The organism is Kolteria novifilia (assembly GCA_007748055.1).
Lineage (GTDB): Bacteria > Planctomycetota > Planctomycetia > Kolteriales > Kolteriaceae > Kolteria > Kolteria novifilia.
In genome coordinates this window covers 1,642,059-1,665,413 of the sequence record CP036279.1, presented here as the reverse complement: position 1 = coordinate 1,665,413, position 23,355 = coordinate 1,642,059, and the positions used below count along the sequence as shown (strand labels likewise).

The following is a 23,355-nucleotide window of genomic DNA, read 5'->3' as shown; positions in this document are numbered from 1 at the left end:
TTCATTGAGAGACGGCGGACGGTTTGGCTTTGTCGCTTATCGATTCGTTTTCACCGGATTGAGGAGACCAAAAATCACGGGCCCACTGGCGTTGGACGAAGCGATCTGGATGACTCCAATTGAAGAGGTCCTTGGCTACTTGGATCCAATCAACGGCGATGTCCTTGGAGCGGAGCAGAGAGATCGCATGCCGCAGGCGACCGGGTAAGTCCTCCGCGTCGGCGTTCAGAAGAGTGGTGAACCGTCGTTCGGGTCCATCGGAGTCATCCTGACGTGCGAGTTGTCGAAATGCGGCGCCCAGCGTGCCAGTACCGCCTGGTTTCGAATGGCTCGCAAACAACGACGCGATGATACAAGCGACATCAAGGTCACGATCGGAGAGGGTCGATGGCGTCCGACGGATGACCCAGGCATCACGCTCGGCCAACGTTCCGAAAGGTTTGCCAACTCCGCGGCGAAGACGTGCAAGGGTCGCGCGGTCCTTTTCCGATTCGATCCGTTGGAGCGACTCCACCAACTCATCCCGCCATGTCTGCCTCTTCATTGAGGATCTCCTTGTAGTCAGAAAACTCCTTGGCCAATGCCGCCCTGAGCTTGCTTCTTCCCCGAACGACGGCACGAAGTAAACGAGAGTCTTGATCGAGTTGATGTGTCGCTTCGTCGAAAGCGTCGATTGCGGTGCCGCGGACGGTGTGCCAAGCCCACGTTGCGAGAGAGAGGTCGACGGCATTCGGGTCGGTGTGTGCGAGATCGAGCAGAAGAGTGCGGAAGGGAAGCTCGAGTCTGGACCAGAACACTCGCTCGATGCCAAGCGATGCGACCATCTGCCGGGCTCGATCTTTGTCGGGTGGATCACCCTCTGGCTCGAGGACATCGACGGCGAGACTGTATGTGCATCGAGAGAGGACTCTTCCGACCGCCTCGGCGGCATTCAAGCCGACGTCGACTCCATCGATGAGCTGTTCGTTGACGAGAAGATCCAAGGGCAAGGGGAGACGTTCGTTTCTCCAGAAGTTGATCTTGGCCTTGTCCGTACAAAGGCCAACCGACATCAAGTCGAACGTGAAGTCTGAGTCGAGCACTCCTTCCGCAGTAAGTTCGGCAAGCCATGCAATAACCGCCGGCTGTCGGTGGGACTCCGAATCGAACTTGACGAACAACGCATTTGAGTCTCGCCAGACGGCACGGTTCTCCGACAGACGCATCGGGACGTACCCCAGTTCCTTGTTGCGTCGGTAAGCCATGTGAGGATCGTTCCAAGCGATCTCTGGTGAGTGAACTCGCCCTTGAGAGTACGCCGCTCCAATCGTTGTGCCATCTTGGTCAACTTCGAGACGAATGCGTCGGCTCATCCAAGTCAGATGATCGAGGTAGCCGCGAGGAGTGGACGGCCCATCGTTGGGATCATCCAATTCCCAGCACGGAGCGTCATTTGTTGCTGGAACAGGGTACTGCTCGTCGTACCTAACTAGGTTGAGCAGCAGTGTCGTAAAGAGTTGGCTACCGACAGGAAGGTGAACGGCTCCTCCGAGAAGCGGTCCACTGCAGAGGTTGCCGGTCTTGCTGCGACCGCCGCCAATCGCGTAACCCTGTTCGGCGATGAGCGATCGCGCCGTACGAGCTGATGGCCAATCGACTCTCGCGGCATCGTTGGTGTGATCAAAAAGAGTGGCATTGTTGCCTCTTGCGTGTTCGGCGGCGAGACGGGCAACACCAGCCGCTTCGGAAAGGTCAAGACTGCGATCCTGTATGAACGGATACTTCTCATCGAACAGATCAAAGCGGTGACGCCATGTTGTCAAATAGTCGGCAAGCGGATCGGGGTCGAATCGCCCTCTGTCCCAGAGCGTCTTCCACGCCTTGCGGTCGGGCGGTCCGTGAACTCGGTGAAGGATCGCCAACAGTAGGCGATGGAGAGCGAAGGTCACGAGTGGCGAGTCATCGTGGATCTCGCGCAGTTCGTGAGCGTTTATCAATGTATCGTGGATGCCGAGTTCCACCGGCGTGCCATCGAGACGAACGCACGGGATGAAGGGCTCGTCGATCAAGTTGAAAGATGGTTGGGTCATCGATTGGCCGCCTACAGGGGTTCAGTGTCTTCGAACACAACGCCGAGGTTGTCGTCAAGCTTCAATCGCTGGCCGCGCCGTTCCCAAATACCACTGGGAGGTAGGACGGCGACATGGGCATGGCGGAGCACGCCACTCTTTTGCCAAGCAAGGGGCCGGCAAGGTTCGTCCCGAAGGAGGCGAACCCACTTGATGGTCGAGAGCGAAACACTCCGCTCGAGCAACCGACGTGTCGTCGTGGGATTGGGCCGAGCCATCAGATCGACCGGTTCCGACCCATCGCGGTCGAGACATGGTTGGCCCGCCACCTCCCAGAGGAAACTGACAGTCACAGACTCGCGAGCATCACGCGTTGCCGCCCGCAGCGACTGATGGACATCGGGATTCTCCTCGTCGAGTCCGACCTTGTTGTTGCAGAGGAGATTCTCGTCGTTCGGATCCGGGATGAGGACGCTACGACCCTTCTGATCTTGCTTCTTGACATCCGCATCCATCTGGCACTTCGAATCAATTAAGGCGGACCGGAAGAGGTCGGGAGCTTCGTACTCGTCGGCATAGACCTGTTCAACGAGCGGTTCCAAGTCGTCTGGAAGGCGAATCTGCTCGCGGTCCCAAAGGGCCAGGTGCGAGCGAAGCAACACGTGCCGCTGATAGATCTTTTCGGAGATACCGAAGTCGGGAATACCTTCATCGTTGTGAGGTGACTGCAAGACGATGAGTGTCGGCTCTTCACACTTGGTCGGCCGACGGCGCCCCTGATGGCGATGAAGACGGCCCGCCCGTTGAAGCACCAGGTCGATCGGTGCCAACTCGGTGATCATGAGATCGAAGTCGAGGTCGAGACTCTGCTCGACGACCTGGGTCGCGACAAGGACGGCGCGACGGGGCCGGTGGGGACCGTGGATCGGCTTGCCATAGCGTCCGAGCACGCCTTTCTCAATCCGGTCCCTGTCTTCGAACGGAAAACGGGCATGAAAGAGTTCCACGACGTCATCGTTGTCAAGCGAATCGGAAAGCTCCCGATACAATGACTGAGCGCCGCCAACAGTATTGCAGATCACCGCGGCGCAGCCGCCTTCGGAGAGTCGGTCGTTCAGCAAGTTAGTTAGACCGCTTTGCGAGATCGTTTGCAGCCGCATCGTCACCGCACGGGCGGGGTCGGTGTCGATTGCCTGGCATTCGATGTCGCGACGACCCACTTGCGCCACCGAGATGCGTGGATAGCGGTCCTCGGGAAGTGTGACGTTCTCCTGCCCGGAGTACGCGTCGAGCAGTGTTCGCCTAGTCTTGGCGGGCAGCGTGGCGCTGAGGAGAACGACTTGGCAACCAAGCGAGCCCAGCCACCGCAGGAGCTGACACAGCAAAGCATTCATGTAGGCGTCGTACGCATGGACCTCGTCGAGAATGACCGTTTTGCCGGCCAACCCGAAGAGCCGTACGAACCCGTGCTTGGTTCGCAGCACCGAGAGCAGCGATTGATCGATAGTGCCAACGCCGAAGGGAGCGAGCATCGCCTGCTTTTTGTCGAGAGCGAACCAAGTCTCGGCGACGACACCGCCATCCCCATGGTCGTCGTCATGAATGTCCGCGAGATCGAGTAGGTTGGCGAGATCGTCGTTGAACGCGGATTTTCCGTGGAGGAGTTGCAGATTGATCCGTTCGACATCGTGGTAGCGTTGCCGGAGATAGTCCCGCACGCGTCCGAACATTTGATTGGCGGTCGCCATGGTGGGGAGGGCGACGTAGGCTCCCCGTCCGCCGAGAACATGGGTCGCGTGGTCGGCGAGATAGAGCGCCGCTTCGGTCTTCCCTTCGCCCATCGGGGCTTCGATGAGGACGAGCGTTGGCTGGTTCGTTTTCTGGGCAATCTCCACGCAAGCGTGTTGCAGCGGGCGTGGTGTTGCGATGGCGGGATGGACCTCCCGAAAGGAGAGTCGCTCTTTCCGATCCGGTTTCCACCGTGCCCAACCCATCGTCTGAAGAGCTCGTGCGGCGTTCTCGCGGGACAAAGGCGCGTAGGCCTCTAGATCGGAAATGACTCCCGCTTTGGGAAAGAATTGGAGGTTCGAACCAATCCAATCCGACACCGTGACCAGGCCTGCCAGAAACAGGTAGAAGGCGTTGTCGTCTCCATCGGGTGGTGATGGTGTCGGTGTGTCGACGGTCAAGCCGATGAGTTGGGCGATTCTTGTCATCGCGACGATTTGAGCCTGTCGCCATCTGCGTTCGCCGAGTTGGCGTTTCTTGAGGTGAATCCAATCACCGGAAAGTGGGAACCATCCGTGATGACTTCCTAGGACTCGGGCAACCGAGAGGCTGAGCTGCGACGTGACTCGGGGCCAATCGTTCGAGGTCTCGGACACCTCGTGGAACAGTTTTGCCGAGACATTTGCGTGAGCTACCTCGCTTCCGGGTACCCGGCAACGATAGCCCGCTGTAAGCAGCACCTTGGGAGCAGTACCGGAACGATCCTTGTTCTGAAATCCGGGACTGATCTTCCCGACGTCATGAAGGGCGGCCCAAAACGCAATCCACTTTCCGAGCGAAGGGGTTTCGATGGCCAAGGCTCGCGACCACCGCTGTCGACTGCGTTCGTCGATGACATCGTGCCAGATAGCCTCCGCGACATGACCGACATCGAGCATGTGGCACACAACGGGATGCGCATCCTCCGGGTAGGTCCCGCTACCCAGCTTGGCCCAAAAGAGAAGAAGCTCCTCGTCGGAGATGCTCATGACAAGGCATTCTCTGTTTCATAACGGTCCAAAGTGGCCCGTAGCTCGCTGACCGTTTTGGTGATCAACTCCGGAGGTTCGAGTACCTCCGCCGCCGTGCCAAAACTCATGACCCACCGGAGAATCTCATCCAAGGCCCCGACGGTGAAGGTGGCGATCAGGCCGCCATCCTTCTGAAGCTCGAGTTGTTGGCTTGGATGGAATTTCGATTCCCGGACATAGCGAGCAACGCTCGACGAGAACTTGATACGTACTGTCCACTCCTTGTCACCTTGGTAGATGCCGAAGCAACGATCGCAGTGTGCCGTGAGATCAAAGTCCTTGGGAAACTCGAAGGTCGCGCCGCCGACCTCGACGTCGTGAAAACGATCGACCTTGAAGTGCCGGATCTCGTCGTGCTTCAAGCTGAAGGCGATCAGGTACAAGGAGCCTCGGTGATAGGCGACGCCGTAGGGATAGAGCTCGTACTCGACCGGTTCGGTCGAGCTCGCGGAGTGGTAGACCGCGATCGTCTGACGATGTTCCTCGATCGCGCGGTAGAGCTCGTCGAGCAGTTCCCCTTTGCCCTTGTAGTCGCTGGCGCCGGGGATGCGGTGGTAGAAAGTCTCCGCCATCTTCAGGATGTACTCGAGGGCGTCTTCACGCAGGGTCGATCGGATCTTCTGGAAAGCTCGCTGGAGTGATGACCAGAAATATGTCCCCGCGATCGGCTGCAAGGTGTGCCGGGCCAGGTAGAGGGCCAACGCCTCGTCGTAGGGAAAGGTCAGCTCTGTCTCGCCCCACGAGGAGTCGATGCGGTAGGTCTTGCGGTTGTAGTCACCGCTCGTTTCGGTGATCGGAACACCGACTTGCCGGAGGACAGCCAGGTCGCGGGAGATTGTCTTTTCGGATGTTTCAAACTCCTGGGCCAATTCACGAATCGTCGCGCCGAATCGGCGAGCGCTCAGGGTTCGCAGCAGATTCCACTGGCGGATGAGTTGCTCGTTGCGGCCCACGCGTTCACCTCCGACCATCTCCCGATCACGACTCGGCGTTGGGTGTTCGAGGCCATGATGTGGGCCGAATGCTCGAAGTGCCAGGAAGATTGCGTGCATTTCCCATTTCCGTCCCATCCGAATGGATCAGCCGTCTCCTCGCTTGACGAGGTCGGGGCAGCGCCTCGTCCCCAATCAAGCTACCACTCCGCGAGACAGATCAGGTCCCACCGAACAGGCGTCCACCGGAAGGTCTCGTTCGCCGCCGAAAACCTCGACCGAAGACTGGATTCGGGTCTTACCACCGGACAATGTTCATATGTTCATCATTTGGATTTCCGATTCACGATCCGCCTCGTAATCATCTCCGAGTGGTTGCGAGAGTGCGGCGGGTCTTTGCGCGGGAAGGTGCTCATCGATTGAAACCAGTCCACGAGGGGAAGCTGCAACGGCGCGCTCGCCGTGATCTACGTTCGGGAAGGCCTTCACCCGAAGCATCAAGAGTTCGTCATCGCCCACGAGATTGGTGAACTGACGATGTCGACGATCGAGCGCCGTAGCGGGGAAGAGATTGACGACGCTCGCCTCATGGAGGTCATGGCCAACCGTTTCGCTTGCCAGTTGATGGTTCCCCATCGCTGGTTCGCCAACGACTACTGGCGGACCGGCGGAGATTTGGAGACACTCCAGGGGATCTATTCGACGGCGCCGGCAAACGTGATCAAGGTCGCGATCGGCGCCTTGCTTGCGATCGAGGGCGAACCGTTCGAGCTGGCGGCGTGAGTTTATTGAACAACCGAGCCCGGTCGCTTTGGTGACCGGGCCGTGGGACGGATCTCAGTGATCACAGCAAGGTCTGGGACTTATTGAATGGCGACGAAGAGATATGCGTTTTGGAAAACCAAGGTCGGGAGACCATTCCGAAAAGGTACCGACTTCACAACGAATGCTCCGAAGCACTACTTGACACAATGTGTACAGAGATACACGCCGAGAGGCGGAGGCGAGATGGGCTGCGAGTCTATTCCGATCTTTGACTTCGAGCTGCTGGCCACCTTCATTCACATCGAGCATGACGGCGAATCACTCGACGGCACCTCCACGACAGACTTGGTGACTGGAGTGTTCCCGAAGTGGATCAACGGTAGAAGTGGAGGCAACAAACTACAGGAGAACGACCCTGAGGTCCTCTTACGCCTGATAGACGAACAGGCCAGAGATTACTTTCGAAGAGCCCCCGATGACTACACTCTTCTTTCCGGAATTTCGCTTGAAAACTACCGGACGCCTGAGGGAACCTTGCCGTCCGAAAAGATCAATCTATCTGGCTGCGAAATTGAGTTGCCGAACACGCCCCGTCGCCGCTTCGAAATACCTGACCGTCTCGCAAACATTGGCAAAGGCCCGATAATCCAACATCTCACCGAGACGGGATATCAAACCCTATTGGCAAGAGTAAAGGCCAGAAGTTCTTATGACGCGGCTCGAAAAGGGGAAGAGACGCTCGATTTGTTGCGAGCAATATGGACACTAGCGGGAACATATACCAGCTTGGCGCAGAACATCGGCGGAAAACCCAAGCCAATTGGCGTCCTCTTCCTGAGCCCAGTTGCCGTCACTTACGCTGGAACTCCAGGCTTTGATTCCCAACCATCCGGAGTCTATTGCGAATTTGGCTTTACTGAAGACAGAGACCTCTACAGACCTGGAGACAAATGGAGCGAGCTTGAACGGCTCCGCGAGCTATACACTTCCTCTTTGAACAGGAATCCGCTGGGTCCTGCAATTGAGAATCTTCTGCGGAGATACGTCAGAGCATTAGACCACCTTGACATCGACACGTCTCTGTTTCAGATGTGGAGTGTCCTCGAATCATTAGCCTCGACGGCAGATGAAGACTACAGTGTAGTCATCAAGAAATCTACGGCCATATTCGCAGATGCTTCAAGAGGCTGGATAAGAGATGTCATGTCAACCGCAAGGGCGAACCGAAACGCTTACGTGCATGCGGCCGAGAAATCTTCTGCACGCCGTTACCTCACACGACTCGTGAAGAAAGTCGTCGACAATCACCTTCTTCGCTTGATCGAGAATAGGGACGGCTTTTCATCGCTTGACGAATACAAGGAGTTTCTCGGGCATCTCTGCCTAGATGACTCAACGCTCGACAGAAGGCTCAGGCTGCTTCAGTTGATAGCTGACTATCGCGAAGAGGACGAGGCCAACACCGAATCGAGTAAAGAGCGTCGCGGTGACCAAACAGACGCATCCTGATGTGCGGAACGCCGACGTATCTACTTCGTCACCTACCGAGTCCGGCGGGTCTGGCTTCCTGGTAATTCAAAGGCCCCCCATTTCAACGAAAGGCACCATCATGAGTTGGCGAATCAAGATCGTTCCGAAGGAACACCCACCGACAGGAACAATGTCCTCCCTTTGGGGATACGTCTCCAGATGCGATCCGCGCAGCTGGTCCAACAACAACAAACATGAGGTGATCACCACCTGGACTGACAAGGACATCAGCCAAGATCCACGGTACGCCACCGCCGAGTTCAGCGTGGAACCAACCGACGCAAAGGACCGCCGAGGCAAAACCGCCGCGATCGAGAGCCTGAAGAAGGCCATCAAAGATCTGGACTGCGTCGAGACCTTCGACATCACCGAGGAAGCTTGACCATGGCAACGCTCTACAAGAAGACGATCGCCGACCCGAAGCCCCCTTGACCTTCGCCCCTGCCTCGTCGGCTACCGGGTCCGGCGGGGCGGGGGCTCAATCACCCGGCAACCCGGTACGGAGTTCCCATCATGTCCAGAGCCTGGATCCACCAGGATGCCCGACAGGTCCGCATCCGCGGGCCCGAGAACGCATCCTACTACGTGGGCTGGTATGACCCCGAGGGCAAGCAGCGATGCAAATCCTTCGGGACCGGCTCGCGCGGCAAGCAGAACGCCGAAAAGTACCAACGGCGCGTCGAAGGCGAGCTGGCCGCAGGGACGTACCAGAGTGCCCGCAAGGCGACCTGGAAGGACTTCCGAGCCGAGTATGAGACCAACGCCCTTGCGGGGCTCTCCTACGGCACTCAGGGGCTCGTGAAGCAGTCGCTCGACGTCTTCGAGAAGCACATCAAGCCCAAGAAGATTTCGGCCATCACGACGCGAACGATTGTCTCGTTCGTGGCCAAGCGGCGCCTCGATCGCGGCAAGGCGGAAGGCTCGAAGGTATCCAAGGCGACGATCAACAAGGATCTGCGGCACCTTCGGGCGGCCCTGCGCAAGGCGAAGAAATGGGGCTACCTTGCGACCGTGCCCGACTTCGACATGGAACGCGAGCCAGAGCTCATCAAGCCCTACGTGACGCCCGAGCACTTCTGCAAGCTGTTTGACGGCTGCGACGCGGCGACGTTCCCCAGGGACGTGCCCAACGTCCTTCCCGGCGACTGGTGGCGGGCCCTGCTGCTGACGGCGTACCTAACCGGCTGGCGGATCGGGGAGCTACTCGCGCTCGAGTGGACGGACGTCGACCTCGAGGAAGGCGCCGCGATCACCCGGGCGGACGAGAACAAGGGCAAGCGAGACGATCGCGTTCCGCTCCATGAAGTCGTCTGCGAGCATCTGGCGAAGATCAAGGCTTTCCATCCGCGTGTCTTCCCGTGGGATCACGACCTGACGCACCTCTACGCCCAGTTCAGGCGGTTGCAGGAGTCGGCGAAGGTGACGCCCGAGGATTGGATGCGGAAGCAGTGGTACACCTTCCACGATCTACGGCGGGCGTTCGCGACGATGAACTATGACCGGATGACCGGCGACGAGCTGCAAAAGCTCATGCGTCATCAGAGCTACGCGACGACGCAGCGGTACATCAAGCTCGGTGGCAAGCTCCGCTCGAAGGCCGCCGACATTTTCGTTCCCGACATCAAGGGGACGCGCAAGCAGGCCTAACCGGCCAATGTTGGGAAAATCCCGGGACGGGGGTTGTGAATCGACGTAAGTCATTACGCCCGGCAGGACTCGAACCTGCAACCAAGGGATTATGAGTCCCCTGCTCTAACCATTGAGCTACGGGCGCGTGGTGTTGATAAATGACGCAACATCTTATCGTGGTGTCTCTTGCGGATACCGGAAATCCACATCGGTCCAGCACAGCCAACCAGGGGTAACGTGGCGCCCGGCGTCATTCGTCACCCCACAGCATATCAATCGTGCCCTGTTCGGTCTCGGCGTAGTAGTCCAGTGAGACGTTGATGGTCGAGTGCCGCATCATCGCCATGAGTTGCTGGGCCGGCACCTTCACCGCCCATCGGCTCCCGTAGTTCCGGCGAAGGTCGTGGAGCGTGCATGCCTGCTTTCCGTCCCGAGGCTTGCCGTTTCCGGGGACGGCGGCTCTTGTCGCGATCTTGCGGAATTGACGAGATATCTCTGGGATTGAGGTTGGGACGTCCTTCGTAATGAGCGGGCCCGTCGGGAGCCCGTCTGGGAACTGGGCTCGGATCATCTCGTCGAGGTCGCGGGTGATGAACGCCCGCGCGTCCGCGTTGCCCGCCTTGTTCCTGGGCAGGTGGATCAGGTGCCGCTCAAGGTCGACGTCCATTCCCTCCACTCGTCGGCACGCCCCTGCCCTCATCCCGCAATGCCACGCGACCGCGTCGACCACCGATACCCTGACCGATCGCTCGCTGGCGATCCAGAAGTCTTCCTCGGTCGTGGTCGACCAAGGGCCGTCGGGACCAAGCCCCACGGACATTCTCGAATACACCCTGCGTTTTCAGGTCTCCGACTACTTCGCCTTCGACAACGTCATCATCCTCGACACCCTGACCGACGGTCAGACGTTCGACATGACCTTCGCTCCTGTCCTGACGTTCCAGGAACACGACAACAGTCACACCGCCGACTACAGCCTGTCGACCCCGACCGTCACCAACACCAACGGCGACATCGTCACGGCTTACGATCACTTCTCCGTCAACGAACTCTTCGGAACGAACCTGGGCTGCGATGGCGCGACCGAGATCGCCTTCGACGTCTCCGGCATTCTCGACTCGATCCGGTTCCCCGGTTTCGACGATCTGGTTCTGGGGGGCTTGATTCCCGACGGTGGCGTCGGCGCCGGCAACGAGCCGGACGCGACGGTCTTCAACGGCGGCCCCACGACCGGAGAACTCACTTTCCGCTTCGTCGTCAACGAGGAGTATCGCAAGGACTTTCCCTCCGGCGACGCGCCGATCAACTCCGGCGACCAGATCGGCAACCACGTCGACATCCAAGGCGACGTCCTCAATGTCGAGGACGCCTTGACGCCGACCGGATCCACCGTCACCGACACCAGCAACGAAGAACTGACGATCGTCGATGGGTCGTTCAACAAGAGGATTGATGCGTTCCAAGACGCCAACGCGGGCTCGCCCACGATTCTCCCCCCCGCCTACTCCGATCCCAACGTGACCGATTCGGCGACGCTGCTCACGGTGCGACCGGGCGACCTGCTCACCTATCGACTGACCGTCACCTACACGCCGGCGATCCATCCTTACTGAGGGCGAATAATTGTCGGGACGCCGTTGTCGTTGGGGATTTCCTCAATGCGGCATCGGCATATGGTTAGACTCATGCGAACGGATTGGAGGCGCTGAGATGGGATACTCAAATAGAATTCCATGGTTAACAGATGTCAACGAAGGTCCGTCCATGCCGACGACACCAACGCAATCCTCGCCACATCGTGCCGAGCAGTTCAAAGGCCGGCTGACTGATGTTCTTGACCTCGCCGCAAGGTACGGCCTCAACCAGTCCGACGTTGCCTCGATTGTCGGTGTCGAGACCTCCCATACTTCTCGATGGGAGAAGACTGGCGTCGGCATCGTCAGGGTCACCGAAGAGGTGATGGGCCTCTGCCGTCCCTTCGGCGTGAAACCGAAGTCAATGTGGACGGACAAGTTGGAGTTCACCGACGAATCACCTTTTCTCATCGCCGCCAAGCGATCAGCCGCCTGGCGGAACTTACTGGACAATCACGACAAACTTGACGCGTTGCTGGAGTCCAGGGACGCCGCCCTCGTCGTGTCGCTCATCCATTCTCTTTCCGAGAAGTTTGCTCACGGCGAATAGCCGCTCGCTTCTTTATGAACAGCTCCACATCGTAGGGCCGGAACAGCAGCCGTGGTGCCGCCCTTCCCCACGTCGCGGACCGACGAACTCGCCTCACGTCGGGATCGGATGCGGACGTCGGACCTGCTTCGCGGAAGGGCCAAGCTCTCGGGATACGTCTACATCGACCTCAACCAAGACGGGCAACGCGACGCCGACGAGCCGGGCATCCCGAGAGTGTAACTCATCCTCAACGGCACCTCCATCCGCACGACGGTCACCGATGCGCAGGGTCGGTACGTCTTCCAGGAGTTGCCGGCCGGGGCGTTCCGGGTTCGCGAAGTGCAGCCGAGTGGCTTCTTCGACGGTCGCGACCACATTGGCGTCCTTGGCGACGCGGACGACGACGCCTCCGCATCTGGGACACTCGCGATGTGCGTCGCGGGGTTAGTGACACTTCGCACTAGGCGTGGCAAGAAGGGCGAAGAGGACGTGACCCCCTCGGCTTGATGGCGGTGCGAGTGGGGGGTAATACGTCCGAAATGCGCGAGAATGGGTCCAAATGGGTTCGTTTCGTGGCCTTTTCTGTCGAAAATGTGCCCGAAACGGACCAAATTCGCGCCGATTCGGACCTATTGGCTCCGCGCGGACGGTCCGCAAGTCCCTGATACTCACGACTCGCGCCGGTTGACCGAACCGGACGATCCCCTCCCCGAGGCGATCGCCGATTCCTGCCGTTTCGCCCCCATGCGGACCAGCTCCGCGGCGTTCCCGACAAACCGGCAAGCGACGGATGCGGCCCGCCCCCATTTCTCCTACCATATCCCCTTGGACGATTGCCGAACCCGCGGTATCGCGAGTTCGTTGGAGTCGAGCGACTCGCATCTTCCTCCAAGGGCCCTCGCTCGCCCCGCACTCGCCCCAGGTTCAAGCCTTCACGCCGCGCCCGTAGCTCAATCGGATAGAGCAACGGACTTCTAATCCGTAGGTTGGTGGTTCGAGTCCACCCGGGCGTGCTTCAAAGAAGTGATTCTAAACCCATTATCTGCTGTCGTTTGCGACGATTCCCGATCGGGCGATCGGCGTCGTCTATTTCACATTCTCGACCTCGCGCCACGTCGGCGCCACGTCAGGTCTCGGCTGATCCTTCCAAAGGGCTTCCACCGCCGCCGCCTCGGTATCGGCGTAGAAGCTCATCGTGGTGGACAGGTTCGCATGGCGCATCAGCCGTTGTAGGACTTGGGCGGGAACCCTCCCGGCCATTCGGGAACCGTACGCCCTGCGTAGGTCGTGAATGGTGACCAAGTCGTGCTTCGATGCCCCCTTCACTCCCGCCCGCCTGGCGATCTTCTGGAAGGTGCCCGAGATGGCGGACTTGTCCTCGCTGACCTCTCGCTTGGAGATGAGTTGGCCGCTTGGGATTCCCTTCGGATAGCGACCGACAAGGATCGCGTTCAGTTCCGGCGAAATGAAGGCGTGCTCGTCGCTGTTGCGACTCTTGGCATTGGGGATGAAGATCCGATGCCCCTCGAGGTCGATGTCCTCGCCCCGAACGTTGCGGGCCTCGCTGGACCGAAGTCCGGCATGCCAACAGAACGCGAGGAACAGTCGCCACCCGTCGTTCGGGCACGCCGCAAGCAACCGGTCAAAGACCTCGCCCGTGATGTTCGCGGCCGCCCTGATCTTCTTCCGACTGATCGCCTTCGGGACCGGCGGCATCTCGATCGTCGGCACCCGGACAAGGTATTGCCGCTTGTACGCCCATCGGAGAATCGCACGGAGGTACCGAAGGTGAAGTTGGATCGTGAAGGGGCTCAGGTTTCGCTCCCTCAACGTCGCGACGTAGGCCGCGATCGTCCGCTCCGTGACGCTGTTGATCGTCGTCAGCTTGACGTGACTCTCGAATGAGTCGAAGACGTCGATCGCACGTTTCTGGTTTGTCGGCGACGTCTCGATGAGTTTCTCGGTCTCGTACAACTCGCGGAGCCGCGACCATCGCATTTGGCCGGCGCCGACGTCGACGCCGCGGTTCAAGTCGACCTCGAGTTCCGCTCGCTGCTGCTCGGCGGCCCTCCAGTCGTTAGTTCCCGTCGACTTCGTCCGGCGCTTGCCGGTCGTCGGATCGTGCCACTCCAGCGCGAGGGTACGCCCCTTGCGCTGCTGAATCCAGACTCTTGTGCGTTCAGGCATGATGCCTCCAGTACCGGGTTGCCGGGTGAAAGAGCCCCCACCCCGCCGGACCCGGTAGCCGACGAGGCAGGGGCGTAACGGTTAACTCAGGGGCCACCTGACACCTTAGTTAACCGATAGGAACGCTCGACCTTGGTCGGTGATGACGACGCCGGTCCAATGGGAGTATTCCGCGACGATGACCGTCACGAGCCCCCGATTGTCCAATCGCGTGCATGACCGGCTGAGAGTCGCCATGACGCGGGAGTATTCCTTCTCGCCGATCTTCGTCCGCGAGAAGCGATGGCTTCCCGGCGATGCGAGCACGCCGTCTTCGTACTTGAGGGGCCATCCTGGTTTCCAGCCGAAATACTCCACGAGGATTTCGGAGTAGTAGAGCCGCGGCGCCTTCGCCGATCGCTCGAGGATGAACCGTTGCAGTTCCGAGAGTCCGCGTCCCATGCTGTTCTCTCCCACGGCCCGGCCCCCGAAGGGACCGGGCTTGTTGTTGTTGACGGCTACAGGGCTTGCTGGCTCTCGTCATGCTTCAGTTTGAGCCAGTGGATCATCATCGACATGTAGGGCCCCATCGGTCCGCTTAGCAGATCCCTTACTGTCTCCAGCGAATCATCGTGTTGTCTACAGGGGAGCGACGGTTCCACCCTCTTTCCCTGTCTCGTCTCCGCTCGTTTCCACGATTCGCTTTCGTCATCATCCTCCGGTTCCTCGATGTCGTCTTTGTCCCGCCACGCACGAAGAATCTCGGTTACTTCGGTGTAACTCAGCTCACGATCAGCTAGGTCGCCGAAGGTGATCCCCAAGCCATCGGCCACGCTTTGCACACTGTCCAAGCGGGGCCTATTCTTCATCTTTGCCCAATTGTCGAGCGTGAACACCTTGGTCCCATCGGGCAACCATACGCCCCACTCCTTGCGCCACTGTGTTCTGATCTTGGCGGAGTTGATCGCGACATACGTTCGCGCCGTCATGTCTTCGACATAGAGATGAACGCGGCACGAAGGGCGACTGGTCATGTGGATGAGAGCACGTTGCCGTTTCTTCTCGAGTTCGTCGACGGTGGGGCGATCCGATTTCTCCGTGCCGCTCCTGAAGTCGGCGGGCAGACGGTTGTTGTTTGCATGCGTCATGCGGCACCCCCTTTCGTGGGCTCGGCGAAGGGCTCACCTGTCACCACCGCGAGGATAACGTTCCTTGCGCCTTCGTATGCGTGACGCTGAGCCTTGAGGAAGGCGATCGTTTCGCGGTCCCCGATGAACTGTGCTTCCATTTGAGGCGGAAGAAAGTCTTCATCAATGAACGTGATGCCGTCAAGGTGATCGGGGAGCGAAAAGATATCCTCCTGGACGTGGCGCGCATACTCATGGTGATCGGCATCAATCGTCCGTCGGCTCTCGTTCAGCATGAAGCAGAGGTGACCGGGGAATGAGCCGCGCTCGGCAATGTAGCGACGTGTCGCGTACTCCCGAAGCGATATCACCCGACAAAGTGGGCCTGCGGGCGATTGGGGCTCCTCGGAGAAGTCAAGGGGCACGCCTTCGGCGAACTCCAACGGCTCGTCGCGGCGCAAAGCCCCATTGATGCGATTCTTCCCATTCGGGACACTGTTCTTGGCCATGGCGTAGGGTCTCCTATGAAGTGGCAAGGATCGGCCGGGAGGTAGTGTCTCTCGGTCGGTCCGCTCTTTCCGTGCCGCCCATCGACGTGATGAGCGCGCGCACGATCGACCAGGGGCATCACGCCCGGAAGACAGACCGATGGCAATCGATAGGATGAAATGCAGCCATGGGTTGAACCTCTTGTACAGGTCGGCTCGTGGTTAGGGCCTGTCGAGTGTTGACGCACTCGGCGGGTCCGACCTTTGAACCTATCGATTTTCCACCTCCCCAGCAAGCGAATTTCCACCGCGCTAGGGAAATCCCTAATGGCACGCCGGAGCCGGTCCGGTACGCTTCCATGGTGCCACCTACCTACGGGAGTCCGCGTCATGTCTTCGACCAGAACCTCGAACTCGGACGACAAGCGATGGATGTACCGGGACGTCTCGCTCGGCATCAACGTCGGTCCGTACACGCCCAAGCAGATTCGCCAAGCCGTCATTGACCGCATCATCACCAAGGACACGCCCATCAGCCCCAACGGGAGCAAGTGGGTTTCCGCCGGGGAAGTCGACCAGCTCAAACCGTATTTTGGGGGCATACCCGCGACGAATGCGGATGAGCCACCGACCATTCGCACGCCACCGCTCTTGGACAATCTCTCGAGGCTCAACTACATCCTGTGCATCGTCGGGGCATTCTGCGGACTCATCGGCGCCGTCTTCTGTGCGGCCAACGTGTCCCTAGCCCTGGCCATCTCGTTGACCATTTCGACGGGAACGTTCTGTCTGCTGACCGCGTCCATGGGTGCTGGACTTTCTTACATCGGGCTAACCTATGCCCATGTAAGAACACTCTCGCTTGGTTAGTTCGGCATCGGGTTGATGGGTCGTCTATTCTGTTGCATCTTCGCCTGTTTGTCGGTCGCTCTCTCGATGGCTTCCGCCGCTCGTTCCAATCGCTCCGCCGCGAGGGACTGTTTCTCCGCAGCTTGTTGAAGCTCTTGAACTTGGGCTTTGTCGCGGCGGGAGTAGCTCCCATCGGCGGACAATTGATCCTTCAGGTCGCGGGCCTGGAACGATAGATCCGACGCCCGTTGTCTCGCCGCTCTCGCCTGCTGACGTTCCTGGAGTTCGGCGGGAAGGAACCCCTGGACAACGGCGTCTTGGTTGAGCCGTTGCTGCCGTTGGGCGAGGACTTGGTTGATGGCCTGGGGGGCGAAGCGTTGTTGATCCTGGGGGAGGAACTGGTTGGCGAACTGGAACGCTTGTGCCCCCGCGTCGAGCCCGGCGCCCAACTTGTTCTTGTCGAGGACCTGATTGAGCGGACCGCTTAGGGCGGACGCCGTTCTCCCGATCGCGTCCCTGGTTTCCTGTTGCTTGCGTTCACGCTCCGCCTTCTTGTCGGCTTCGGCCTGGAACCGTGCCACTTCCCGCTGTCGCGCGAGAAGGTCGGACCGTTGCCCTTGGAGACGCGCCAACTGTTGCTCGGCGTCGAACAGTGGTTCGTTGGCGAACCCACCCAAACCGGGAATGTTGCCAAGGATGTTGCGGCGGATGCCATGCTTGTGACCGGACACAACGTCCTGTTGCTCGAGGATCTTCTTGTCGATGTCCGAGATGGCGGTATTGATCTCGTTCGCCTCGTTCTGCCTCGCGACCGCCTCTTGCCCCATCTGAAGCTCGCGCAGCTTTTTGCGGACGCTGTCGGCCGTCTTGCCGAACCGCTCCAGGGCCTTCTCTCCCTTCTCGACGTCGTTCGACGATTTCAGGAAGTTGTAACCGAGCGTCAGCGCCGCGGACGCCAGACCGGGGACCGCGAACAAGAGCGGACTGATGCCGCCGAGCAGCATCGACAGGTTGTTCGACGCCGCCCGCGCGCCCGAAATGATGCCTTGCCAGCCACCTTGCATCGACGCGACCACCGCGAAGTCATCGAGTCCCTGGGAAAGCGCTGTTACCTGCATCTTGTCGAGACCGAGCGTCTTGTTCGCCTGATTCCCGCCCTTGGAAAGGTTCTTGTAGGCGAGTTTCAATTCCTCGATCCGGCCGCGGACTCGAACGACTTCGGCCGCTTGGGCCTTCAATGCCGCTTGGGCTGCTTTACCGCCGGCGGTGGCGGTCTTGGCCGTGTTGAGTAGCTCTTTCGAGAGCAGCTTCTCTTTCTGAGTCATCTTCGTCATCTCGGCGAGCGCATGGGACGCGTCGCCGTCGTACCGCAGGGTGGCTACCTCGGGCATTGTTCTTCCTCCAACCAGTGAAGATCAGACCACGTGGGCAAGTAGGATGGATCTAGGCCGCGTCTCCAGGGGAGACTTCGCTTCCAACGGCTTGTGTGTCCGCCATTTTTTTTTGAGCCTCGATCTCGGCGATGATTTGAGGCACGCCCAAACTCGCCTCGATGACGCCGTTGCGAATGCTCGGGGTCGTGTGGATCACGTTCAACATCCCGACTTCGTGAACACCCACGTGGTAGTTGACGTTGAGCAAGCCGACCGCGTAGCCGAAGAACTCGACCAGACTGAAGGACTTCCCTGTCTCGACCCGATCGTGCCAGATGTTCGCCTCATCCATCAGGTCGCGATAGGCCGGCGTCACCTGGAGGGAGACGTTCCCTTCGGGGGAAACCGTGAACTCCTTGGGGAGCGTCGTCGTGCTCACATGGATCGAGGGAATGACCCATCGGTTCCCATCGGCGAGTTCCACGGGCGCCCCCTCGACCATCGACCTACGAGCAAGATCCCTTGGCGTCGGCGGGTTGCCGTTCTGGATGCCGACCCAATACGGCTTCTTCCCGACATTGACTTCCCGCCACGTCTGGAAATCGGGGTAGTAGCCGTTGCGGGCGGTTTGCAGGTCGATCGACTTGACCGCCAACATGATCCCGCTACCACCATCGGGGCCGCCCCTGACCTCCCCGCAGACCGACCAGTCCCTTCCCCTAAGATGGGCTAGTTCAGGAAACCACTCGTCGCCGAAGAGTTGTTCTTGATCAGCCTGGATGCCCATCGGTGTTTTCGGAAGGTAGTAGAGGAATCCCGCCACTGATTGAGTCCTTTCAAAGGTTGCCTAAGACCTGCTTGTCGATCACATCCGGGCGTTTCCGTAGCCGTCGGATGAGTGCGTTCGTGCTGACGCGGTGCATCGCCTGGAGCTCCTCGTCGATGAGAATCACGAGTTCCCGCCGAAACTCCCTTCGAAGACGGCGGTTGTCCGAGGTATGGAGCGGAATGCGAACGTTCGCCTTCCCGCCCCTGGTGACCGTCTTGATGTTGAAGGACTCCGGGGGACGCCCCGTGAGCTCATCTCTCAACCGCCCCGAGAAGACCAACGGACGAACGGGGCGTTTGATGCGGACTCGTTCGCCATTGACGTGCCACGACTTCGCCCGCGTCTTGACCCGAGTCGTGAACGACGACCGCTCTTGGTAGCCGTAGCGCCCCGACGCGTTGCGCGTAAAGTGCTTTGGCAGGAAGTAGCGAATCCAGTACTCCCCCGCTTCCAAGAGCGACTCCGCGAGCAGACGATCGAACTCACGTTTCATGTTCGCCGCTTGGCGTAGATTCGTCGCCGTGATCTTGATGGGAATCACCATCGCTAGGGTCCCTTCACCTCGAACCACGCGTTCATGAACACCAATAGAAACGAGTCGAACCGCTCGTCGAGTGACGCCATGTGTTGGTCACATTGGGCGAGCTCTCGCGAGATGCGGGCTTGCTCTGCCTCGTCGCCAGCAAACTGTTGACGTTCATCGTGGAGTTCGGTGATACGGCCACGAACGTCGATCAGTTCCGTCAAGAGATTCGTCCAAAGCAAACTGGTTGATGTCCCAATTTGCCCGGCAAGCTCGACCATTCGCCTCGAGGATTCGTTCCAAGTCGTTGACATGTCGATTTCTCCAAGTAGCGACTACTGCAAGCCGAATGACACGCGAGAGGCGACTCAATATAAGTCGTTGGCCTCGTTCAAATCTGATCTGACGAAGCCGATGCTCTGGTCGGTGCTCGAGAGTAGCAACCGACCGGGAGACAACGATTCGTCCCAGATGTCCTTGAGCACACCGCCGACGCTGTTGGTGAATTCGATCGCGGCATCCTGGTCGTCTGCTTGCTCGACTCGGTCCGTGATGTGAACCTCCAACGTCCCATTGATGAAACTTCCCATCCCTCGCCGGTCGGTTGATGAGATAGGGCCCATGACGACACAGAACGGAAACGTCGCGGTGTTTGGTGCCACCTGGAAATACGTCCTGGCCTTCGCGTCGGCGAGATGATCCAACAATCCCGCTAACATGTCTCAACTCCTTTGAGAGACAACCCACGGTGAAACCCTCTTCACCGTCAAATACCCTTTGTTTCCCCGCCCAATCGCTCGCGGCTGCCCTGAGCTTGCGGCCATCCCGAAACAACCCAACATTTGGAACCGATCGGATAAAAACGCTGCAATTCGCCGCCTCCAGTACCCGGTACCCCCCTGGAAAGAACCTATGCCCCCTGGGGCCTGCCAAGATGGCAGCCTGGGTAACCTGGAGCACATGCGTCATGATTCGAACGGGGCGCCGACAGCAGGAAAGGAAGCCGCCGACGCCCCGCCATCGGAGCCGCTGGGCTGGATTGGAGGGCCCGCTGCTCAACGACGGATCAACTTGTCCGAAGCGTTGGCGGCTCGTTCGTCTTGTCGAAGAACGACGGCCGACGGCCGGCGAGCAAGAGAAGTTCCCTCGCCGCGCTGTCACATTCGCTGTGGTGCGTTTCCGCTCGTCCCACGGCCATTCGTGCCTCGAGGAGTTCTTCCTTGTGTCGCCGCTTCAGGTCCGCAAGAGCATTCCGCTTGGCGTAGAGAACATCCCTCGCCTCTTCGCGTTTGGCGTGGAGTTCCTGAAGGTCGAACACCCGCTTGACGATCTTCTCGTCATCCTTGACCTTCTCCGGGCTCAATTCCAGGTCGCGGATGATCTGCGTCAAGAGCTCGGCGTCCTTCGGCATCGGATTGTCCGAGCGTTTCAGGAACTCGAGGTAGTGACGCTCCGCGCTCTCCTTCCATTCCCGTTCGCCTTGCTCGAACCGAGCGTTGTCCTCGTGAAACTTGGCGATCGCCGCATCGGTCGCGGCCACCGTCTTGGCTTCACTCTTCTCGCCTTTCGGCATGGTTGCCGTCGTTGGCATCTTCTCTTCCTCCGTTCTTGATGACCTTGCCCGAGGGCACCGCGCCTTCGAGCATGCTTCCTTCAGTTTCGAGCCGTCCGGTTCGTTCCCTTGCGAACGGCGTCGATCGTTGCCGAGAGCGTTCGAATCCCGTCGACGAGACCAAGCTTGACGGCGTCACCGGCGAGGTAGTCCTTGCCCGTGGTGATCTCCTCGAGCCGATCGCGATTGACTGGACGGGTTCGGCCGACAGCGCGGTAGAACTCCGCGGCGACGACATCAACTTGTCGCTGCCATTCGGCTTTCTGCTCGTCGGTGATGACGGTTCCGGGCCAGCCGGCCCCCTTGAATTTGCCCGACCTGATGAGGACCGGCTTGATTCCCCGATCGGCGTAGTTCTTGCTCAAGTCGTACACGCCGAAGTAGAGACCGATCCCGCCGACGCGAGCAGTCTTGTTGCTGACGAACACCTTGTTCGCTTGAGACGCGAGCCAGTACGCCGCCGACGAGCAGTGATCCTCGACGTAGGAGACAACCGGCTTGCGTTTCGCGATGTCCGCGATCGCGTTGGCGCAGGTGTCGAGCCCCTTCGTATGGCCGCCGAGGGAATCGACCTTGAGCACAATGCCGTCAATCTGGCTGCTTGCCCCCGCCGACCTGACCTTCTCGGCGAGATCGAGATAGGAGGTCCACCGATCGTGCAGAGAACCGTACTTCGACAGAACACCGTCGACAGGGATGATCGCGATCCGCTGCTTGACGCTCCCATTCGCAGGCGATGAGAACCGCGGGGGCGTGATCCGGTTCGATCGCGATTGGATCTCCGATGCCACGATGTCGCCGCCGAACATCGGGCAGACAGCCCAAAGTGGATCGGTCCACTGATAGAGGATCAATCCGGGGTTCCCGACCTGGGGATTGTCCTGATAGTGATGTTCGATTGCGGCTTCCTCAGGCACTCGATCATTCATCTCTTGCTCTCCTGTTGTTGCCAGACTGGCCCGTTCGTCCGAACCGGCTTCGTTCAATTGATCCTTCCTCTGCATCTGCCCACGTCGCCACGCTCAGCCCCTCGAACAACGGCTCGCCTCTCTCTGCCCTCGCCTGGTAGTAGAGGATGCGTCGCTCCCTCTCTTCAGCGTGCTCGTCTTCGGCTCTTGCTCTCACGTCATGCACGGGGCTAGGACGTGGCATGAGTTCCGCGGCGATGATCGGTCGTTCGTCCAGCTTTGCCATTGGCGGCCTTCTCCAGCCTGCTCTTGGTCACATCGGGGTAGCCTTGACTGCGTGAACTGGCTAGGCCAGCACGAGTCCTTCGGTCCCATCAAGTGCAGCAGCGCTAACACCAAAACCTTCTCCGTCGTTGACAGGTTTGATCTCCACGCCCGTCGAGCGCGTTCGAACACATCCATCCCGATTACCACCTGCGTTCGACCTGTTGGGTCTCAGAACGGCCATCACGCGGCCTGGAGGATCGTCTCCCGGGCGCTCGCCCACAGATCGGACAACCGGTCGAAATGCTCGGGCGGCTCGTCGTCGATCCCGAGCGCGGCCGCCATGTCGGTCCAAGCACACGTCCACATCGCGGTGTTGTCGCTCGGATCGTTCCAGACCCCGGGAAACGCCCCCATGGCCCCGCTAACGGCATTCGCCCTGTGGGTGGTCTGAGTAGCTTGGAGTCGTTGTTTCGCCTCAGGGAAGCCTTCGTAGACGGCAACGGATGCCGCTCGTTTCGCCGCGTCAGCCAACGCGGTGGATATCATCCGCTGGACCAGTGCGGCGTATTGCTCGGCGATCTCGGGTAGGCCTTCCCCTTCGCACAACGATTGACCGTTTTCGGGTGAGTCGAACCGCGTTGGGATTCTGGGCTCGAGGACCTTTTTGACGGTCTCCGGTGTGACGAGGAACGCTTCGGCGATTGCCTCGACGTCCCATCCGGCGGCATCGAGCATGAGGACATCGGACGCGAACAGGTCCCACCATCTCACCGCGGAGTAGTGCCGATCCTCGGGTGTCTTGTCCAAGAATCGACGATGGATGAACTGTTCCGAGCTCTCCAAATCCGCCGCGCTGCGGCGGATTTGGTCACCGATTCTGATGGTCCTCTCGAGCAATCTCTCGAATCCGCGGATGGTCAAATCGGCCGCGATGTGGCCGCTTTCGATGTCCATCAGCCCCTCGAACTCGTCCCAATGTGACGCGATTCGCATGTAGCGTTGGGCCACTCGACAGGAAAACTCACAGTGTTGGGACACCCATGCTTCCCAACCCCCGTGCCGTATTTGCTCCTTCGCTCTAAGTAACGCGTCCCCAGCAAGCTTTGCGTTTGCCAGCACCGACTTTGCCGAAGCCAACACGGCGCCCGCCGAGTCCAAGGCTTTCCTGTGGTAGGTGTTGATCTCCGTCGCCGCCGTCTGAAGTGATCTCATCGCACCCATCTTCCTGCCTCCGTGGGTCTGTACGCTGCCCATTACGGGGTGACTTCCCCCGCTGGCTACATCGTTGCGTCGGTGTACCGGTCCGTTTCCCACTAGCGGGGAGGCAGTCCGCTCGTCCTCTCGG

General features: G+C 59.6%; 27 protein-coding genes and 2 tRNA genes. 10 read left to right on the top strand and 19 right to left on the bottom strand.

Features of this window, described 5'->3' with window-relative positions; genetic code table 11:
* Window position 1: 1 nt before the first annotated feature.
* From casB to Pan216_RS06205, 4 genes are read right to left on the bottom strand one after another with little or no spacing between them, the layout of a single operon-like run.
* Window positions 2–544, bottom strand: a complete 543-nt coding sequence (casB, locus tag Pan216_RS06220; protein ID WP_145256309.1) for a type I-E CRISPR-associated protein Cse2/CasB — start codon at window positions 542–544, stop codon at window positions 2–4.
* Window positions 519–2,069: a type I-E CRISPR-associated protein Cse1/CasA gene (gene casA, locus Pan216_RS06215; protein ID WP_145256306.1), complete on the bottom strand. Its 1,551-nt coding sequence runs from the start codon at window positions 2,067–2,069 to the stop codon at window positions 519–521. Before casA ends, casB begins: the two co-directional genes overlap by 26 nt.
* Window positions 2,070–2,080: 11 nt before the next feature.
* Entirely contained in the window at window positions 2,081–4,804 is a 2,724-nt protein-coding gene (gene cas3 / locus Pan216_RS06210) for a CRISPR-associated helicase Cas3' (protein WP_145256303.1), read from the bottom strand.
* Window positions 4,801–5,799: a helix-turn-helix transcriptional regulator gene (locus Pan216_RS06205; protein ID WP_419193323.1), complete on the bottom strand. Its 999-nt coding sequence runs from the start codon at window positions 5,797–5,799 to the stop codon at window positions 4,801–4,803. The genes cas3 and Pan216_RS06205 overlap by 4 nt, the downstream gene beginning before the upstream one ends.
* Window positions 5,800–6,240: 441 nt before the next feature.
* Here Pan216_RS06205 and Pan216_RS06200 point away from each other — a divergent pair, with 441 nt between their 5' ends.
* The 4 genes from Pan216_RS06200 (at window position 6,241) to Pan216_RS06185 (ending at window position 9,720) form a co-directional block, all read left to right on the top strand.
* Window positions 6,241–6,561 (top strand): ImmA/IrrE family metallo-endopeptidase, encoded by a 321-nt coding sequence (locus Pan216_RS06200; RefSeq protein ID WP_145256297.1) that lies wholly within the window; start codon window positions 6,241–6,243, stop codon window positions 6,559–6,561.
* 87 nt (window positions 6,562–6,648) lie between these two features.
* Window positions 6,649–8,052, top strand: a complete 1,404-nt coding sequence (locus tag Pan216_RS06195; protein ID WP_145256294.1) for a hypothetical protein — start codon at window positions 6,649–6,651, stop codon at window positions 8,050–8,052.
* On the top strand, window positions 8,030–8,455 hold the full coding sequence (locus Pan216_RS06190) for a hypothetical protein (protein ID WP_145256291.1): 426 nt from the start codon (window positions 8,030–8,032) through the stop codon (window positions 8,453–8,455). Before Pan216_RS06195 ends, Pan216_RS06190 begins: the two co-directional genes overlap by 23 nt.
* Before the next feature lie 131 nt (window positions 8,456–8,586).
* Window positions 8,587–9,720, top strand: a complete 1,134-nt coding sequence (locus Pan216_RS06185) for a tyrosine-type recombinase/integrase (protein WP_145256289.1) — start codon at window positions 8,587–8,589, stop codon at window positions 9,718–9,720.
* Between the two features lie 54 nt (window positions 9,721–9,774).
* Here Pan216_RS06185 and Pan216_RS06180 read toward each other — a convergent pair.
* Window positions 9,775–9,847 (bottom strand) — tRNA-Ile (locus tag Pan216_RS06180).
* A 105-nt stretch (window positions 9,848–9,952) separates the two neighbouring features.
* Complete coding sequence (locus tag Pan216_RS06175; RefSeq protein ID WP_419193322.1) at window positions 9,953–10,369, bottom strand: site-specific integrase; 417 nt, start codon at window positions 10,367–10,369, stop codon at window positions 9,953–9,955.
* Window positions 10,370–10,481: 112 nt separating this feature from the next.
* Here Pan216_RS06175 and Pan216_RS06170 point away from each other — a divergent pair, with 112 nt between their 5' ends.
* The 5 genes from Pan216_RS06170 to Pan216_RS06155 all read left to right on the top strand — a co-directional run bounded on the left by Pan216_RS06170 (window position 10,482) and on the right by Pan216_RS06155 (window position 12,881).
* Complete coding sequence (locus tag Pan216_RS06170) at window positions 10,482–11,315, top strand: hypothetical protein (protein ID WP_145256283.1); 834 nt, start codon at window positions 10,482–10,484, stop codon at window positions 11,313–11,315.
* 151 nt (window positions 11,316–11,466) lie between these two features.
* Complete coding sequence (locus Pan216_RS06165) at window positions 11,467–11,886, top strand: hypothetical protein (protein ID WP_145256280.1); 420 nt, start codon at window positions 11,467–11,469, stop codon at window positions 11,884–11,886.
* A gap of 51 nt (window positions 11,887–11,937) precedes the next feature.
* Window positions 11,938–12,108 carry a hypothetical protein gene (locus Pan216_RS28090; protein ID WP_419193321.1) on the top strand — a complete coding sequence of 57 codons (171 nt, stop codon included), beginning with the start codon at window positions 11,938–11,940 and terminating at the stop codon, window positions 12,106–12,108.
* Between the two features lie 3 nt (window positions 12,109–12,111).
* A complete protein-coding gene (locus Pan216_RS06160) occupies window positions 12,112–12,375 on the top strand; it encodes an SdrD B-like domain-containing protein (protein ID WP_145263704.1) in 264 nt (87 codons plus the stop codon).
* Between the two features lie 432 nt (window positions 12,376–12,807).
* Window positions 12,808–12,881, top strand: a tRNA-Arg gene (locus Pan216_RS06155).
* A 73-nt stretch (window positions 12,882–12,954) separates the two neighbouring features.
* Here Pan216_RS06155 and Pan216_RS06150 read toward each other — a convergent pair.
* The 4 genes from Pan216_RS06150 to Pan216_RS06135 all read right to left on the bottom strand — a co-directional run bounded on the left by Pan216_RS06150 (window position 12,955) and on the right by Pan216_RS06135 (window position 15,604).
* Window positions 12,955–14,055 carry a tyrosine-type recombinase/integrase gene (locus Pan216_RS06150; RefSeq protein WP_145256277.1) on the bottom strand — a complete coding sequence of 367 codons (1,101 nt, stop codon included), beginning with the start codon at window positions 14,053–14,055 and terminating at the stop codon, window positions 12,955–12,957.
* Between the two features lie 105 nt (window positions 14,056–14,160).
* Window positions 14,161–14,496, bottom strand: coding sequence for a hypothetical protein (locus Pan216_RS06145; RefSeq protein ID WP_145256274.1), 336 nt, complete (start codon window positions 14,494–14,496; stop codon window positions 14,161–14,163).
* Between the two features lie 56 nt (window positions 14,497–14,552).
* Window positions 14,553–15,182, bottom strand: coding sequence for a hypothetical protein (locus tag Pan216_RS06140; RefSeq protein WP_145256271.1), 630 nt, complete (start codon window positions 15,180–15,182; stop codon window positions 14,553–14,555).
* Window positions 15,179–15,604: a hypothetical protein gene (locus Pan216_RS06135; protein WP_145256268.1), complete on the bottom strand. Its 426-nt coding sequence runs from the start codon at window positions 15,602–15,604 to the stop codon at window positions 15,179–15,181. Before Pan216_RS06135 ends, Pan216_RS06140 begins: the two co-directional genes overlap by 4 nt.
* Window positions 15,605–16,039: 435 nt before the next feature.
* Here Pan216_RS06135 and Pan216_RS06130 point away from each other — a divergent pair, with 435 nt between their 5' ends.
* A complete protein-coding gene (locus Pan216_RS06130) occupies window positions 16,040–16,519 on the top strand; it encodes a GYF domain-containing protein (RefSeq protein WP_145256266.1) in 480 nt (159 codons plus the stop codon).
* Here the strand turns inward: Pan216_RS06130 and Pan216_RS06125 are convergent.
* The 9 genes from Pan216_RS06125 to Pan216_RS06090 form a co-directional block, all read right to left on the bottom strand.
* Entirely contained in the window at window positions 16,516–17,889 is a 1,374-nt protein-coding gene (locus Pan216_RS06125; RefSeq protein ID WP_145256263.1) for a hypothetical protein, read from the bottom strand. The two genes, Pan216_RS06130 and Pan216_RS06125, sit on opposite strands and share 4 nt — an antisense overlap.
* Before the next feature lie 52 nt (window positions 17,890–17,941).
* Window positions 17,942–18,694: a hypothetical protein gene (locus Pan216_RS06120; RefSeq protein WP_145256260.1), complete on the bottom strand. Its 753-nt coding sequence runs from the start codon at window positions 18,692–18,694 to the stop codon at window positions 17,942–17,944.
* Window positions 18,695–18,707: 13 nt separating this feature from the next.
* Window positions 18,708–19,244 carry a hypothetical protein gene (locus tag Pan216_RS06115; protein ID WP_145256257.1) on the bottom strand — a complete coding sequence of 179 codons (537 nt, stop codon included), beginning with the start codon at window positions 19,242–19,244 and terminating at the stop codon, window positions 18,708–18,710.
* A gap of 2 nt (window positions 19,245–19,246) precedes the next feature.
* Window positions 19,247–19,537: a hypothetical protein gene (locus Pan216_RS06110; RefSeq protein WP_145256254.1), complete on the bottom strand. Its 291-nt coding sequence runs from the start codon at window positions 19,535–19,537 to the stop codon at window positions 19,247–19,249.
* A 54-nt stretch (window positions 19,538–19,591) separates the two neighbouring features.
* Window positions 19,592–19,942: a hypothetical protein gene (locus Pan216_RS06105; protein ID WP_145256251.1), complete on the bottom strand. Its 351-nt coding sequence runs from the start codon at window positions 19,940–19,942 to the stop codon at window positions 19,592–19,594.
* Window positions 19,943–20,289: 347 nt separating this feature from the next.
* Entirely contained in the window at window positions 20,290–20,814 is a 525-nt protein-coding gene (locus Pan216_RS06100; protein WP_145256248.1) for a hypothetical protein, read from the bottom strand.
* A gap of 62 nt (window positions 20,815–20,876) precedes the next feature.
* Window positions 20,877–21,764, bottom strand: a complete 888-nt coding sequence (locus tag Pan216_RS06095; protein ID WP_419193320.1) for a S49 family peptidase — start codon at window positions 21,762–21,764, stop codon at window positions 20,877–20,879.
* Window positions 21,757–22,029, bottom strand: a complete 273-nt coding sequence (locus Pan216_RS28085) for a hypothetical protein (protein WP_419193319.1) — start codon at window positions 22,027–22,029, stop codon at window positions 21,757–21,759. Before Pan216_RS28085 ends, Pan216_RS06095 begins: the two co-directional genes overlap by 8 nt.
* Before the next feature lie 221 nt (window positions 22,030–22,250).
* On the bottom strand, window positions 22,251–23,222 hold the full coding sequence (locus Pan216_RS06090) for a DUF3102 domain-containing protein (RefSeq protein WP_419193318.1): 972 nt from the start codon (window positions 23,220–23,222) through the stop codon (window positions 22,251–22,253).
* Window positions 23,223–23,355: the final 133 nt, after the last annotated feature.